Source organism: Sphingobium sp. MP9-4 (assembly GCF_005281675.1).
Classification (GTDB): domain Bacteria; phylum Pseudomonadota; class Alphaproteobacteria; order Sphingomonadales; family Sphingomonadaceae; genus Sphingobium; species Sphingobium yanoikuyae.
In genome coordinates this window covers 57891-71444 of the sequence record NZ_LUFI01000026.1, presented here as the reverse complement: position 1 = coordinate 71444, position 13554 = coordinate 57891, and the positions used below count along the sequence as shown (strand labels likewise).

The window sequence follows — 13554 nt, the reverse complement described above, 5'->3', positions numbered from 1 at the left end:
ACGCATATCGGGCTTCCTTCCATCCTACCCACGCAAAAGGATAATAGCCTTGGCGAAACCAACCACGCCGCGCGCCGACAGCGCAAAGGCAAAGGCCGCAGTGCCGGCCGGTGCGGACCATAATCGTCCGCGCCCCGAAACGCCCACCGACTACAAGGCCAGCAAGGAAGAGCTGCTGGAATTCTATCGGCAGATGGTTCTGATCCGCCGCTTCGAGGAAAAGGCCGGCCAGCTTTATGGTCTGGGTTTCATCGGCGGTTTCTGTCACCTCTATATCGGCCAGGAAGCGGTTGCGGTCGGCATCCAGTCGGCATTGAAGCCCGGCAAGGACAGCGTGATCACCGGTTATCGCGACCATGGCCACATGCTCGCTTATGGCATCGATCCCAAGGTCATCATGGCCGAACTGACCGGCCGCGAAGCCGGCATTTCGCGCGGCAAGGGCGGTTCGATGCACATGTTCAGCGTCGAGCATAAATTCTATGGCGGCCACGGCATCGTCGGCGCCCAGGTGTCACTCGGCGCGGGCCTGGCCTTCGCCCACAAATATAACGACGATGGCGGCGTGTGCGTTGCCTATTTCGGCGACGGCGCGGCCAACCAGGGCCAGGTCTACGAATCGTTCAACATGGCCGAACTGTGGAAGCTCCCGATCATCTTCGTGATCGAGAACAATCAATATGCCATGGGCACCAGCGTCAACCGCGCCTCGTCGGAAGACCAGCTCTATCGCCGTGGCGAGAGCTTCCGTATCCCCGGCATCCAGGTCGACGGCATGGACGTTCTGGCGGTGCGCGGCGCGACCGAGGAAGCGCTCAAGTGGGTCCAGGGCGGCAATGGCCCGATCCTGCTCGAAATGAAGACCTACCGCTATCGCGGTCACTCCATGTCCGACCCGGCCAAATATCGTTCGCGTGACGAGGTTCAGGCGGTGCGCGACAACAGCGACCCGATCGAGGGCGTGAAGAAATATCTGATCGACGCCGGCGTCAGCGAGGACGAGATCAAGGTCATCGACCAGGATATCCGCAAGATCGTCGCCGAAGCGGCCGATTTCGCCGAAACCTCGCCCGAACCTGAGATGCATGAACTCTATACCGACGTGCTGGTGGAGCAATATTAATGGGTATCGAAATCAAGATGCCGGCGCTCTCGCCGACGATGGAAGAGGGCACGCTGGCCAAGTGGCTGGTGAAGGAAGGCGATGAAGTGAAGTCCGGCGACATTCTCGCCGAGATCGAGACCGACAAGGCGACGATGGAATTCGAAGCCGTCGACGAAGGCAAGATCGGCCAGATCGTGATTGCCGAAGGCACCGAGGGCGTGAAGGTCGGCACTGTCATCGCGACGATGGCGGGCGAGGGCGGGGAGGCTGCTCCGGCACCTGCGCCCAAGGCTGAAGCCCCCAAGGCAGAAGAAGCGCCCAAGAAGGCGGAAAGCGGTACCTCCAAGCTGGCGTCGGAAGCCAAGGCGACCGTGCAGGATCCGGACCTCCCGGCCGGCACCGAGTTCGTCAAGACCACCGTGCGCGAAGCGCTGCGCGACGCCATGGCCGAGGAAATGCGGTCGGACCCGCGCGTCTTCGTGATGGGCGAGGAAGTCGCCGAATATCAGGGCGCCTACAAGGTGACCCAGGGCCTGCTCGACGAATTCGGTCCCAAGCGCGTCATCGACACGCCGATCACCGAATATGGCTTTGCCGGCATCGGTTCGGGCGCGGCCATGGGTGGCCTGCGTCCGGTGATCGAGTTCATGACGTTCAACTTCGCCATGCAGGCGATCGACCACATCATCAACTCGGCTGCCAAGACCAACTATATGTCCGGTGGCCAGATGCGCTGCCCGATCGTGTTCCGTGGTCCCAACGGCGCGGCCAGCCGCGTCGGCGCACAGCACTCGCAGAACTACGGCCCCTGGTACGCCGCGGTTCCCGGCCTGATCGTCATCGCGCCCTATGACGCGGCCGACGCCAAGGGCCTGCTCAAGGCCGCGATCCGCTCGACCGATCCGGTCGTGTTCCTGGAGAATGAACTTCTCTATGGTCGCAGCTTCGACGTGCCCAAGGTCGACGATTATGTCCTGCCGATCGGCAAGGCGCGCATCATGCGTCCGGGCAAGGATGTTACCCTGGTCAGCTACTCGATCGGTGTGGGCCTGGCGCTCGACGCGGCCGAGCAGCTTGCTGCCGAGGGCATCGATGCGGAAGTGATCGACCTGCGCACGCTGCGTCCGCTCGACACCGCGACGGTTCTGGAGAGCCTCAAGAAGACCAACCGCCTGGTGGTGGTGGAAGAAGGCTGGCCGACCTGCTCGATCGCGTCGGAAATCGCCGCCGTCGTGATGGAAAAGGGCTTCGACGATCTCGACGCCCCGGTCCTGCGCGTCACCAACGAGGATGTGCCGCTGCCTTATGCCGCGAACCTCGAAAAGTTGGCGTTGATCGACGCGGCCCGCGTGGTCGAAGCGGCCAAGAAAGTCTGCTACAAGTAAGAATGAAAAAGGGGCGGTCCGATCGGATCGCCCCTTTTTTAATCAGACCTATGGTGGCCGGCTATCAGGAGCAGGTTGCCGTCTGCGAGGTGGACAGGTTGCCGGCATTTTTCATCGCCTGGTCGGTTCGCTCGCGCACGTTGAACGCGCTGGTGTAGCGGATCGTCTTCTCGCCGAAGATGCTGTTCGAAATGAGCGGCTGATATTTATAGGCGACTTCGACGAACATCACCGCCGTGCCGTTACCGGCGCTGATTTTTCGGTTGGTCGGTCCCATGCCGTCGACCATGCTGGCATCGGATGCGCCATTGCCTGTGGTGCCATAGGTGGAGGTAAAACTGCCGCTGCCATAGCAGCGCTGCCAGCGGATATATTGGCCTGTATTGGGCGCATCCTGCCTGTTCGGCTCCAGGTCCGACAGGAAGATTTTGCCATTGGCGGCGAAATTGAGTCCATTGGCGGAGAGCGCTGCGCCACTGAATATCTCGTTGATATCTGCCTCGTCGATCGAGGCACGCACGCGTGAGGCATTGTCCGCGACCAGCATGGCCAGCTGGCTCAGCTTCATATGGGTAATGGCCAGATTGGCGACTTCCAGCCCGCCTAGCGTCAATGCCAGCAGGACGGGCAGCGAATAGGCGAACTCGATCAGTGCCAGGCCTGATTGATCCTGCCGCAGCCGGCGCAGAAGGGGGTGCGAAGGCATGCGCATGTCAGGTGCAGACTTTCGTCGGGCTGATCTGGTTGGACCAGGGCTGGTTGCGAAGAATGACCGATGATGTGGCGGTCTGCGTCGCTGACCAGCCAAGGATTTTCGCCATGGGAAATAGACGCGGCATGGTGACCGTGACCTGATAATAGACGACGTCGTCGGCGCTGCCGAGGCCGGTCGCGCCGGCGCTCGTGTCATAGATGCCGTTGCCGTTGCTGTCTTCGAAACAGTCGCCCGCATTATAGGTGCCCAATGGCGCGGTATCGGTCAGGATCTTCTCGGGCTTCCCGATCCGCGAAAAATTATAATAGCTGGTCTTGGTGATATCCACGCTGCCCTTTTTCGACACGATGGGGGCCATGCGCTGATTGATATAGGTATCGATCTGGGCCGACGTCATCGTGCCGACCGAGGCTGCGCGGGCAGCCTGGTCCAGCACGCCCTTGGTGACGGCGTTGAGATAGCTTTGATATCCCAGGTCGGCGATGCCCATGATGATCAGGCAGAGCGGCCCTATGACGAAGCCGAACTCGACCAGCGTCGCACCGCGGCTGTCAGTCGCAAGGTTGCGGACAGGCAGGAGGCGCGCGATCATTGCGAGAGCCTCAGCCCGCCGATATTCTGGGCAATGGTGGTGAATTGGGTGGTCAGCGCGGCTGCGTTGGTGGACACGGCGACATGGTCGGTGCTGGAGGCGCAACTATTGAGCGTGGCATTGGACGCGCTGGCGAAGACGATCACCCAGATGGTGATACCCCTGCGCTTGGCGGCTTCGCAGGCAATCGAGAAGCGCTTGTTCTGGATCGTCACCAGATCATCGGTGCTGGTGCCGGTCGGGGCAATGCGGCCATCCAGCCTGTTGATGCCCCAGCCGTCATAATTGCCGTCCGATGCGGTCATCGCACCGTCCGTCATGAAGATGACGTGTCGCGAAATGGTGAAGCCATTGGGGGCTGCGCCGTTATTGGCGGCAAAGATCCCGTTTGGCGACATCATACGGGCACCCCAGACCATCCCGGTGGTGTGATTGGTGAAACCCCAGGGTTCCAACGAGTTCACATAGGTATTGAACGATGTGGCGCTGGGATCGTTGCTGGGCGCCGCATCCCGCGATGTATATTCCGCCAGCGGTCGTGCTGGGGCCGGGCAGGCAGCCTGATCGCCGCCCCAACTGCTCCAATAGGGCGAAGTGGCAGGCGTCGAGGTGCGATACCAGGATACGTCCGGCCAGAATGGGCGCCAGCGGGTCGCGTTGGAATCTGGGATCAGGTCGATATTCAGGTCGTTCGCGCCGGTTGGGACGGAACTGGACGAGGTGCTAGAATTGATCGTGTTGATCGTATCCGGCTCCTCGATGCAGCCGCCCCAGGTCGACGTCGTGCCGTCATTATAGGCAGGATTTGGAATGGCCGTGCCACGGACATAGTCGGAAACCGTGAGGTTGATCTTGTTATAGGACCATTTGTCGAGCGACGTATTGCCGGTGCCACCGGTCACATTGCTCGTATGCGTGGTCGTCACTTCCTGGCGAACACATTTCTTGTTGTTGTTGCCAGAAGATGGGAAGGGCGTGGTCCCATCCCACGAATAGGCGGAATAGGTGACCCTGGTGATCGTGTTGGGATAATTGCCGCTAATCGAGGTGGCGGCCTGCGCCCATGATCTGCAGGCGGCGAGGTCCACATTGCTGGAGTCGCTCTGGGCACTCCCTGAACTTGTACGGCAGTTATTGCTTCCGCTGCTCTTGTAGCCCCGATAGCAGGTGCTGGTCGAAGCCGGCGTATCATTATAATAGGTCATCTGGCGGCTGTTATAGCCCCAGGTGTCGCCAGCGTTTCCACCGACCAATGCCGTCGTGGGTAACAGGCGTCCGACATTGACGTTGCTGGCATAGGGCATGAAGCCATAGCGCACCCGCCCGGTATTGGTGTTGCCGGGGCCAAGCGTGTCGTAGAAGGCGCGCACGGCCTGTCGCAGCGCGGCGATACGTGTCGTCGTTCCGTTATTGCCGTCGCTGATATTGCTGCTCATCGAACCGGTGGTGTCCAGCACCAGCATCACATCGGTATTGCCGATGTCGAATTTCGAGCTGCAGGACACCGACAGATTGAGATATTGGAAGCCCAATATCCGCATGATCGTGGTCGGGATGCGCGTGTCGGCGGAGACCAGTACGGTTGTCGTCAGGCTCGGATCGCTGCGGATGTTCGGTGCAAATTCGTCAGTCTGAAAGGTTTTTTGCGGGAAGTTGAAATCGAAGAATTTCTTCGCTTCGTCAATGTCGGTAGAAGTCATCGCCGAGGTCGTCATGGAGCGTCGGCCAGCCAGCGCGCCAGCGTCACAGGCTTGCTGCAGACGGGCCTTGGCCATATAGGCGCGGCTCATGTCGACGCCGCCGCCGATCAGCGCTGCGAGCGGAATGACCGCTGCGGCCACCATGGCGAGCGTGTTGCCCGCCTGGTTGCGCCGAAGCCGGCCAAGGAATGTCATCGCGCGCTTGATCTGCTTGCCCATGTTCCGCATTCACCCATGTCGCCCGTTTCCCCCCAGAAATCTGGACAGGGCCATCGTCGGCTATGCAACGGGACTGGTTAGGGTCTCTATGCGAAGTCTGGTTAAAGGATTGATAAGCCATTTTTAGATCGGGATCGAAATGATGGATCGCACGGACGATCTGGCGCCGCTGGCGCGCCTGCTTTCCGGGCATGCAGGGCGCTTTGCCGAGCGGCATCGGGCGCTCTGGGCGCTGGATCAGCGCTTTGCGCAAATTGCGCGAACCACCAGCGATCCAGCGATCGGGCAGATGCGCCTCGCCTGGTGGCTGGGCGTCGTCAGTGACGAGGCGGGCGTCAAGGGACAGGGCGAGCCTGTGGTCGACTGGCTGCGCGCGATTGGTGCGCTGGCCGCGCCCGGTATCCCGGCGATGCTCGACGGTTGGGAAGTGCTGGTGGTGGAGCCGGAGATCGACCTCACCGGCCTGCGCGACTATGCCGCCGGGCGCGGCGGCGGGCTGTTCCAGGCGCTGGCCGATGTGGCCGATGCACCCGACTGGCTGATCGCGGCGGGCAAGATCTGGGCCTTGTGGGACCTGTCTGCCCATAGCGGCGACGAGGCACTGGCGGATGCGGCCATCGGTCTGGCCCGCGACCTGTTGCCGCAGGTGGGCGATCCGGTGTGGCCCAGCGCGTGGAAGCCGCTGCGCATCGCCTATCTGCTGGCACGGCATGATGTCGAGCGGGGACAGCGGGCGCCGGTCGGGCTGACGCGGAACATGGCCTGGCGACTGATGCGGATCGCGCTTGTCGGGCGCTAGTCGATCGCGATAGGTTCGCTGCCGTCACGAAGGGGGGAGCGGGCGATGAGACGGTTGCTGGCAGGTGGCATGGGGGCGTTGCTGCTGGTCGCGGCCGGCCTGTTCTGGTGGCAGGGGCGGGCGACCAACGAGCCGCCGCCCAAGGCTTTGCTCGCGCCACCGCCACCGCCAGCCAACGAAGCCCTGCCCGAAGGCGATCCCGACGCGGTAGGCGAGCCGCCGCCGATGCCCGGCGAGGCCAGTCCGCAGAGCCGCGAGGAAAAGCGCTTTGCCCGTTATGACCGCAATCGCGACGGCATCATCAGCCGGATCGAGATGCTGGGCAGCCGCACTGCCGCGTTCAAACAGCTCGATACGAACAAGGATAATCTCCTGTCGTTCGAGGAATGGGCGGTGGCCACCGCGGATCGTTTTGCCGGGGCCGATGCCGACAAGAACGGCAAGCTGACCCCGGCCGAGTTCGCCACCACCGCGCCGAAGCGGGCGGCGAAACCGCGCTGCAAATGCTGAGCCTGTCCCGGATGGATCAGGCCGGTTCCACCACCTCACCCAGCCAGCGACCGAAGGAGGCGCGGGCGCGGGCGGTATAGGCTTCCTTGCGCTGCTTCTTCTTGACGTCGTCCAGCGTCGGGAACAGGCCGAAATTGACGTTCATCGGCTGATAGTCGGCGGTCTCGACATTGCCGGTGACATGGCCGAGCAGCGCGCCCAGTGCCGTGTCGGCGGGCGGCGGCGCCAGGTCCTGGCCCAGTATCTCGGCCGCGGCGAAACGCCCGGCGATGAGGCCGATGGCAGCGCTTTCGACATAGCCCTCGCACCCGGTCATCTGCCCGGCGAAGCGGATATGCGGCGCACTTTTGAGGCGCAGCGTCGGGTCGAGCAGCTTCGGGCTCTGGATGAAGGTGTTGCGGTGCAGGCCGCCCAGCCGCGCGAACTCCGCCTTTTCCAGCCCCGGAATGGTGCGGAACAGCTCGACCTGGGCGCCATGCTTCAGCTTGGTCTGGAAGCCGACCATGTTCCACAACGTGCCCGACGCATTGTCCTGGCGCAGCTGGACCACGGCATAGGGCCAGCGGCCGGTCTTGGGATTGTCCAGCCCCATCGGCTTCATCGGGCCATGGCGCAGCGTTTCCGGCCCGCGCGAGGCCATCACCTCGATCGGCATGCAGCCCTCGAAATAGGGGGTGCTCGACTCCCATTCCTTGAACTCGGTCTTCTCGCCGTCGAGCAGCCCCTGGACGAAGGCCTGATACTGCTCCTTGTTCATCGGGCAGTTGATATAGTCCTTGCCCTCGCCACCGCCGGGGCCGATCTTGTCCCAGCGATTGGCCATCCAGCATTCTTCCATGTCGATGCTGTCGAAATGGATGACCGGCGCGATCGCGTCGAAAAAGGCGAGATGCTCCATGCCGGCGGCTTCGCCGATGCTGCTGGCCAGCGCGGCGGCGGTCAGCGGCCCGGTGGCGACGATGGTCATGCCCTCCGTCGGCAGCGTGTCGATCCGCTCGCGCACGATCTCGACATTGGGATGTTCGGCGAGTGCGCGGGTAACGCCGTCGGAAAAGACATGGCGGTCGACCGCCAGGGCAGAACCGGCCGGCACCTTGGCCGGTTCGGCGCGGTCCATGATCAGCGAGCCGAGACGCCGCATTTCCTGATGCAGCAGACCCACGGCATTCTTGTCCGCATCATCGGAACGGAAACTGTTGGAGCAGACCAGTTCGGCCAGGCCGTCGGTCTGGTGCGCCGGGGTCATCTCTCCGGTGCCGCGCATTTCCGACAGGCGGACCTTGATACCGGCCTGGGCGAGCTGCCAGGCGGCTTCCGAACCGGCGAGACCGCCGCCGATGACATGGATCTGGTGATTGGACATATTTCGCTTAACTTCGCACTTTTCCCGCACATTCGGTAATTTCCGAACGCCAGTGGGACATATTGTTATGAGATGCAATCAGTATAGCGGGGCATGGTTCAATAGGACAGGGGCGCGGAAATACTATTCCGGCGTGTAGGCCAGCCAGCCGCTGAGGCCGCTGGTTGCGATCAGGGCAAAGCTCAAATCAGGGAATTCCCCCAATAGGTCGCAGCCATAAGCCACGCCGAAGCCGACGGCGGCACCGGCGAGCAACCAGAAGGCGCGGGGGGCAAAAAGGGGACAATGATATGCCAGGACGCGCATCGACGTCGTCCCGATGATGATCGGGATGGCGGCAACCAAGGGGCCGAAGATCAACGCGAAGAGCAATATGAGGGGCAGGATGATGAGGATTCCCAGATCCACCGTAATGGCATCGGGTATGCGGCGATAGAGATCGGCGGCCAGATAGAGCGTCACGAACAACGGGCCGGCGGTCAGGATCGCGCGGGCGCCGCCGCGAAGATGGGCAGGATCGGCATGGGACATCGGAACCTCCCGGAAAGGGGGAAGGGTGGGGCGCACCCTTCCGGCTGGCGATCAGGCGGCCTGGGGATGGCCGTCGTGCAGCCAGCCATTCACCTTGCGGCCGAAATGGGCGATCGCGCCCATGTTGAAGAAATGCATGCCGCCCAGCACCAGCACGGCGAGGCCGATCTTGGCGCTGAGGAAGCGGATCGTTTCGGCATAGCTGGTCGGTTCCTTGCCCAGGCTGAGCGTCAGGGTGATGAAGCCGATATTGACGAGGTAGAAGCCGACGACGAGCAGATGGTTGGTCGATCGGGCCAGTTGCGCATCATGGCCGAAACATTGGATCAGGAAGACCTCGCCATTTTTCGACAGGGTGCGCGCGACCCAGATGGTGATGGCGAGCGTGATGACCAGATAGAGGGCATAGGCGGTTTCAACCATGGTTCATCTCCTTTTGGCAGTCAGAGGATGGCGGGCGCGACCGGCCGTTCGGCGCGCTGCTTGATGAGGACGAGCAGGTTCTTTTCGATGTCGCCCAAGAAAATTTCGCCCCACAGCCGGGAATAGCCATTGACCGGGGTCTGCATCCAATAATGGGTGTCGATGATGACGCGAGTGCGGCCGGGGCCGGCCGGTTCCATGCGATAGCCGCCGGTCGTCACCTTGAAATAGGCGCTGTCGGGCATCAGGTGCCGGTCGGTGAACTGCCAGGCGTCGAGCCCGCGAAAATCGAAGCGCCAGCCGATGCTGCGGCCCGGTTGCCAATCGATGATATGTTCGCGAAACCGCACCTGCCGGCCCCAGTCGGCCATGCGGACTGCGCCGATCCCGTCACCCAGCATATGGGCGCCGAGCGGCCGGGGTACGCCCAGCACATCCTGGGTGAAGGTCCATGTTCCGTCGCCCGGTCGGACATCGGGAATGCCGCGCAGCAGCGGCCAGATCCGGTCCGGGCTGGCCTCGACGATGATCGAGCGGCTGACGGTGGCGGTGGCGTCGGGCAGGGGGATCATCGGTTCGACCTGCATCGCGATCAGCGGCATGGCCAGCACCGCCATGCAATAGCTGGTGCCGCGATCGCCAGCACGGCCGCGCAGCCGATAGGTGGCATAGGCGCCAGCCAGCCCGCTGGCGATCCAGAGCGGGGCGAGCATGACGATGCAGATCACCCCTTCCTTCAGCACCGGGACGGACAGGAGGATGGTCGCGCCCAGCAGCCAGAGCGGCATCGTCATATAATAGCGGCGCGACCGCTCCGCCCAGGGATCGCCGACATAGGCAACGAAGGCGGTGAGCGCGGCGGGCAGGAGCAGCAGGAAGGTGAAGCTGACAAGGCCGTTCACGCGGGTGGCGTCGAGCAGCAGATAGACGCCGATCGCAAAGGCCATGGCCAGCGCGACGGCCGATGCAATGCGCAGCGGGGCCGATCCGGCGCGAACGGGCGGGGCGATGGGATCGGGATTTTCGTCGTTTTTGTCAGACATTTCTGTAAACTCCGAAATAGCTGGGTGCGATCGGGCGTCAGGGCGCATCGATTAGCAGCGACTAGTCCTTGCTCTTGCCGGTAGGAATGAAGCGGGCGACCTTGTTGCCGAGCTTCATGAGGGCGATCAGGGTCGACTTGGGCAGCTTGTTGACCTGCTCATACCAGTTGCCAAGCGTCGACATGAATTCATGCATGCGGGTGATGCGCTCGCGTACATGGGGCGGGCAGCTTTCATCCCTGGCGAGCCGCTGGGCGAGGTCGTTCAGCAGGGCGATGGTTGGGTCGATCTCGCGCCGCTTGCGCTCGGCAGCGATGCGGGTGAGCATTTCCCACAGATCGGTTTCCGCGACGAAATGGTCGCGCCGGTCGCCCTCTACATGGACCCGGCGGACGATCGCATAGGATTGCAGTTCCTTGAGCGCGGTCGAGACATTGGAGCGGGCAAGGCCGAGCTGGTCGACAATCTCGTCGGCGGGCAGGGGATGGTCCGACAGATAGAGGAATGCATGGACCTGGCTGACCGACCGGTTGACGCCCCATTGCGTGCCCATCTCACCCCAGTGGAGCAGGAACGCCTTGGCATCGGGATGGTCGAGAAGTGGCATGACATTCCTTTCTGTAAAAACAGAAATAACGGAATGAAAAGAGTCGGGCAAGGGGGCGGTGACGGCGGAGGAAAAATCGTCGGAATTCGTCGAGCCCGTTGAAAAGCCGCCGCATGTCGGCAATCTGCGGGTCAGCAACGGAGCCTCTTATGTCTGCCTTTTCCGACGATCCCTTTCCCCTCGATAGCTTGTCGACGCCTTGCCTTGTGCTGGATGCCGACCGGATGGATCGCAATATCGCGCGGCTGCGGGCACATCTGGACGGGCTGGGCGTAGGGATGCGGCCGCATCTCAAGACCGCCAAGTCGGTCGAGGTCGCGCAGCGGCTGATGCCGACGGCGCAAGGACCGGCGACGGTATCGACCTTGCAGGAGGCGCGCCGCTTTGCGGCGGCCGGGGTGCGCGACATTCTCTATGCGGTCGGCATCAGTCCAGCCAAGTTGCCCGAGATACTTGCGCTGCGGGCGCAGGGCGTGGACCTGGCGATCGTGCTGGATTCGGTCGAGCAGGCAGAGGCGGTCGCGGCCGCATCGCGCGCGGCGGGCACGGCCATTCCGGCCCTGATCGAGATTGATTGCGACGGCCACCGGTCGGGCGTGCAGCCCGACGATGCGGCGCGGCTGCGGGCGATCGGCACGGCGCTGGCGCAGGGCGGCGCATTGCGCGGCGTGATGACCCATGCCGGCGGCAGCTATGGCGCGCGCGGCGCGGCGGAACTGCGCGCCTGCGCTGACGCCGAGCGGGATGCCGTGGTGTCGGCGGCGCGGGTCTTGCGGGAGGCGGGACATGATTGTCCGATGATCAGCGTCGGATCGACCCCGACCGCGCATCACGCCACGGACCTGAGCGGCGTGACCGAGGTGCGCGCCGGCGTCTTCGTCTTCTTCGATCTGGTGATGGCCGGGATCGGCATCTGTTCTGTGGACGACATCGCCCTGTCGGTGCTGGCGACGGTGATCGGGCATCAGCGGGACAAGGGCTGGATCTTGGTCGATGCCGGCTGGATGGCGATGTCGCGCGATCGCGGCACGGCGAAACAGGATGTCGATCAGGGCTATGGCCTGGTCTGCGACCGGGACGGGCGGCCCTATGGCGATCTGATCCTGGTCGATGCCAATCAGGAATATGGCATCATCGCGCTGCGGCCGGGGGCATCCGGCGCGCTGCCGGACCTGGCGGTGGGCGATCGGGTGCGAATATTGCCCAATCACGCCTGTGCCACCGGCGCGCAGCATGATCGCTATCATGTGGTGCGGGACGGCAGCGATATGGTGGAAGCGGTCTGGCCGCGATTTGGAGGATGGTGATGGACGTGCAGCGGATCGAGACCGACAAGGCGCCGGCGCCCGCCGGCCATTATGCGCAGGCGACGATTGCGAATGGCTTCGTCTTCGTGTCGGGGCAATTGCCGGTGGTGGCGGGGCAGGGGCCGCGTAGTGACCTGTCGTTTGAGGACCAGGCACGGCTGGCGATCGGCAATATGCTGGCGATCCTGGCAGAGGCAGGATGCGGGCCGGAACGGATCGCGCGCGTCACCGCCTATATCGTGGGCGTCGAGAATTGGCCGCGTTTCAACGGTATCTATGCCGAGATGATGGGGGACGCCCGGCCGGCGCGCACGGTAGTGCCCGCACCCGAACTTCATCATGGCTGTCTGGTCGAAGTGGACGCGATCGGCCTGCTACCGGGCTGATTACGACCATGGGAGCGCTATCTTTCCGTCGCCGCCTGTCCTAGCGATAGGCGAGTGAAGGAGGCAGGCGGATGAGAAACAAGGTCGGGGCACTCATCGCCCTGATGGCGCTGTCGGTGCCCGCAGCGGTGCGGGCGGAGGACCAGTATAAGTTGCTCGTCCTCGCCATCCCGAACAAATATCATTATGAATATATACCGATCGCGCGGGACAGTCTGGAGAATCTTGGCAAGCTGCATGATTTCAGCTTCACCTGGGCCAACAACACGTCCGTCTTCGATGGCGATCTCAGCCAATATGCGGCGGTGATGTTCCTCAATACGCCGGGCGAGGAACTGAACCCGGCCCAGCGCGCCAGGTTCGAGGCCTATATGCGGGCGGGCGGCAATGCCATCGTCGTGCATCGCGCGCTCATCACGCCGCCGGGCGAATGGGCCTGGTACGAGAAGATGGTCGGGCGCAGCTTCGTCATCCATCCGATGGTGCAGACGGCGGTGGTGACGCCGACCGACAAGGGTTTTCCCGCCACCTATGGTCTGCCCGATCGCTGGATCTGGACCGACGAATATTATGTCACCGCCAACCCCTATAAGGTGACGATCCATCCGGTGCTGAATGTCGAGGAAAGCAGCTACGACCCGACCAAAATCTGGCTGGGGCAGGTGGCAAGGCCGATGGGGCGGGAGCATCCCGTCGCCTGGTATCATGCCTATGAGAAGGGGCGGGTGTTCGTCACCACGCTGGGCCATAATGGCGAGATGTATCGCGATCCGCGCTATCTCGACCATCTGATGGGCGGCATCTACTGGACGGCGACCGGGCGCGGCCAGCTGCCCTGACGGCGGCGCGGAACGCCCGCGCCGCCCGGT

At 63.1% G+C, this 13554-nt stretch carries 15 protein-coding genes; 7 read left to right on the top strand and 8 right to left on the bottom strand.

Translation table 11 applies throughout. From position 1 onward, the window contains the following. The first annotated feature begins 49 nt into the window (after positions 1 to 49). A complete protein-coding gene (pdhA, locus tag A0U87_RS07600; RefSeq protein WP_004211796.1) occupies positions 50 to 1123 on the top strand; it encodes a pyruvate dehydrogenase (acetyl-transferring) E1 component subunit alpha in 1074 nt (357 codons plus the stop codon). After that, the gene (locus A0U87_RS07595) at positions 1123 to 2490 is read left to right on the top strand and encodes a pyruvate dehydrogenase complex E1 component subunit beta (protein WP_004211797.1); all 1368 of its coding nucleotides are present in this window, start codon (positions 1123 to 1125) and stop codon (positions 2488 to 2490) included. The genes pdhA and A0U87_RS07595 overlap by 1 nt, the downstream gene beginning before the upstream one ends. Before the next feature lie 64 nt (positions 2491 to 2554). On the opposite strand, the gene A0U87_RS07590 is transcribed toward A0U87_RS07595, so the two are convergent. From A0U87_RS07590 to A0U87_RS07580, 3 genes are read right to left on the bottom strand one after another with little or no spacing between them, the layout of a single operon-like run. Continuing rightward, the gene (locus A0U87_RS07590) at positions 2555 to 3202 is read right to left on the bottom strand and encodes a TadE/TadG family type IV pilus assembly protein (RefSeq protein ID WP_164488878.1); all 648 of its coding nucleotides are present in this window, start codon (positions 3200 to 3202) and stop codon (positions 2555 to 2557) included. A 1-nt stretch (position 3203) separates the two neighbouring features. After that, the gene (locus A0U87_RS07585) at positions 3204 to 3797 is read right to left on the bottom strand and encodes a TadE/TadG family type IV pilus assembly protein (RefSeq protein ID WP_048937315.1); all 594 of its coding nucleotides are present in this window, start codon (positions 3795 to 3797) and stop codon (positions 3204 to 3206) included. Then, the gene (locus A0U87_RS07580) at positions 3794 to 5716 is read right to left on the bottom strand and encodes a pilus assembly protein (protein WP_048937314.1); all 1923 of its coding nucleotides are present in this window, start codon (positions 5714 to 5716) and stop codon (positions 3794 to 3796) included. Before A0U87_RS07580 ends, A0U87_RS07585 begins: the two co-directional genes overlap by 4 nt. Before the next feature lie 139 nt (positions 5717 to 5855). Here A0U87_RS07580 and A0U87_RS07575 point away from each other — a divergent pair, with 139 nt between their 5' ends. Both A0U87_RS07575 and A0U87_RS07570 read left to right on the top strand, forming a co-directional pair. Then, a complete protein-coding gene (locus A0U87_RS07575; RefSeq protein ID WP_048937313.1) occupies positions 5856 to 6515 on the top strand; it encodes a hypothetical protein in 660 nt (219 codons plus the stop codon). Between the two features lie 45 nt (positions 6516 to 6560). After that, on the top strand, positions 6561 to 7025 hold the full coding sequence (locus tag A0U87_RS07570) for a hypothetical protein (protein WP_137405402.1): 465 nt from the start codon (positions 6561 to 6563) through the stop codon (positions 7023 to 7025). 16 nt (positions 7026 to 7041) lie between these two features. Here A0U87_RS07570 and trmFO read toward each other — a convergent pair whose 3' ends face one another. The 5 genes from trmFO to A0U87_RS07545 form a co-directional block, all read right to left on the bottom strand. Next, positions 7042 to 8388, bottom strand: a complete 1347-nt coding sequence (gene trmFO / locus A0U87_RS07565) for a methylenetetrahydrofolate--tRNA-(uracil(54)-C(5))-methyltransferase (FADH(2)-oxidizing) TrmFO (RefSeq protein ID WP_048937311.1) — start codon at positions 8386 to 8388, stop codon at positions 7042 to 7044. A gap of 123 nt (positions 8389 to 8511) precedes the next feature. Beyond that, positions 8512 to 8919 carry a hypothetical protein gene (locus tag A0U87_RS07560; RefSeq protein ID WP_037521000.1) on the bottom strand — a complete coding sequence of 136 codons (408 nt, stop codon included), beginning with the start codon at positions 8917 to 8919 and terminating at the stop codon, positions 8512 to 8514. A gap of 51 nt (positions 8920 to 8970) precedes the next feature. After that, positions 8971 to 9342 carry a hypothetical protein gene (locus A0U87_RS07555; RefSeq protein WP_037520998.1) on the bottom strand — a complete coding sequence of 124 codons (372 nt, stop codon included), beginning with the start codon at positions 9340 to 9342 and terminating at the stop codon, positions 8971 to 8973. A gap of 20 nt (positions 9343 to 9362) precedes the next feature. Continuing rightward, positions 9363 to 10385 (bottom strand): SRPBCC family protein, encoded by a 1023-nt coding sequence (locus A0U87_RS07550; protein WP_048937310.1) that lies wholly within the window; start codon positions 10383 to 10385, stop codon positions 9363 to 9365. 61 nt (positions 10386 to 10446) lie between these two features. Further along, positions 10447 to 10992: a MarR family transcriptional regulator gene (locus tag A0U87_RS07545; RefSeq protein ID WP_048937309.1), complete on the bottom strand. Its 546-nt coding sequence runs from the start codon at positions 10990 to 10992 to the stop codon at positions 10447 to 10449. Positions 10993 to 11141: 149 nt separating this feature from the next. Between A0U87_RS07545 and A0U87_RS07540 the strand changes: the two genes are divergently transcribed. The 3 genes from A0U87_RS07540 (at position 11142) to A0U87_RS07530 (ending at position 13524) form a co-directional block, all read left to right on the top strand. Continuing rightward, entirely contained in the window at positions 11142 to 12299 is a 1158-nt protein-coding gene (locus A0U87_RS07540; RefSeq protein ID WP_048937308.1) for a DSD1 family PLP-dependent enzyme, read from the top strand. Continuing rightward, positions 12299 to 12685 carry a RidA family protein gene (locus tag A0U87_RS07535; protein WP_048937379.1) on the top strand — a complete coding sequence of 129 codons (387 nt, stop codon included), beginning with the start codon at positions 12299 to 12301 and terminating at the stop codon, positions 12683 to 12685. Before A0U87_RS07540 ends, A0U87_RS07535 begins: the two co-directional genes overlap by 1 nt. Positions 12686 to 12756: 71 nt before the next feature. Beyond that, positions 12757 to 13524 (top strand): ThuA domain-containing protein, encoded by a 768-nt coding sequence (locus A0U87_RS07530; RefSeq protein WP_048937307.1) that lies wholly within the window; start codon positions 12757 to 12759, stop codon positions 13522 to 13524. Positions 13525 to 13554 lie beyond the last annotated feature (30 nt).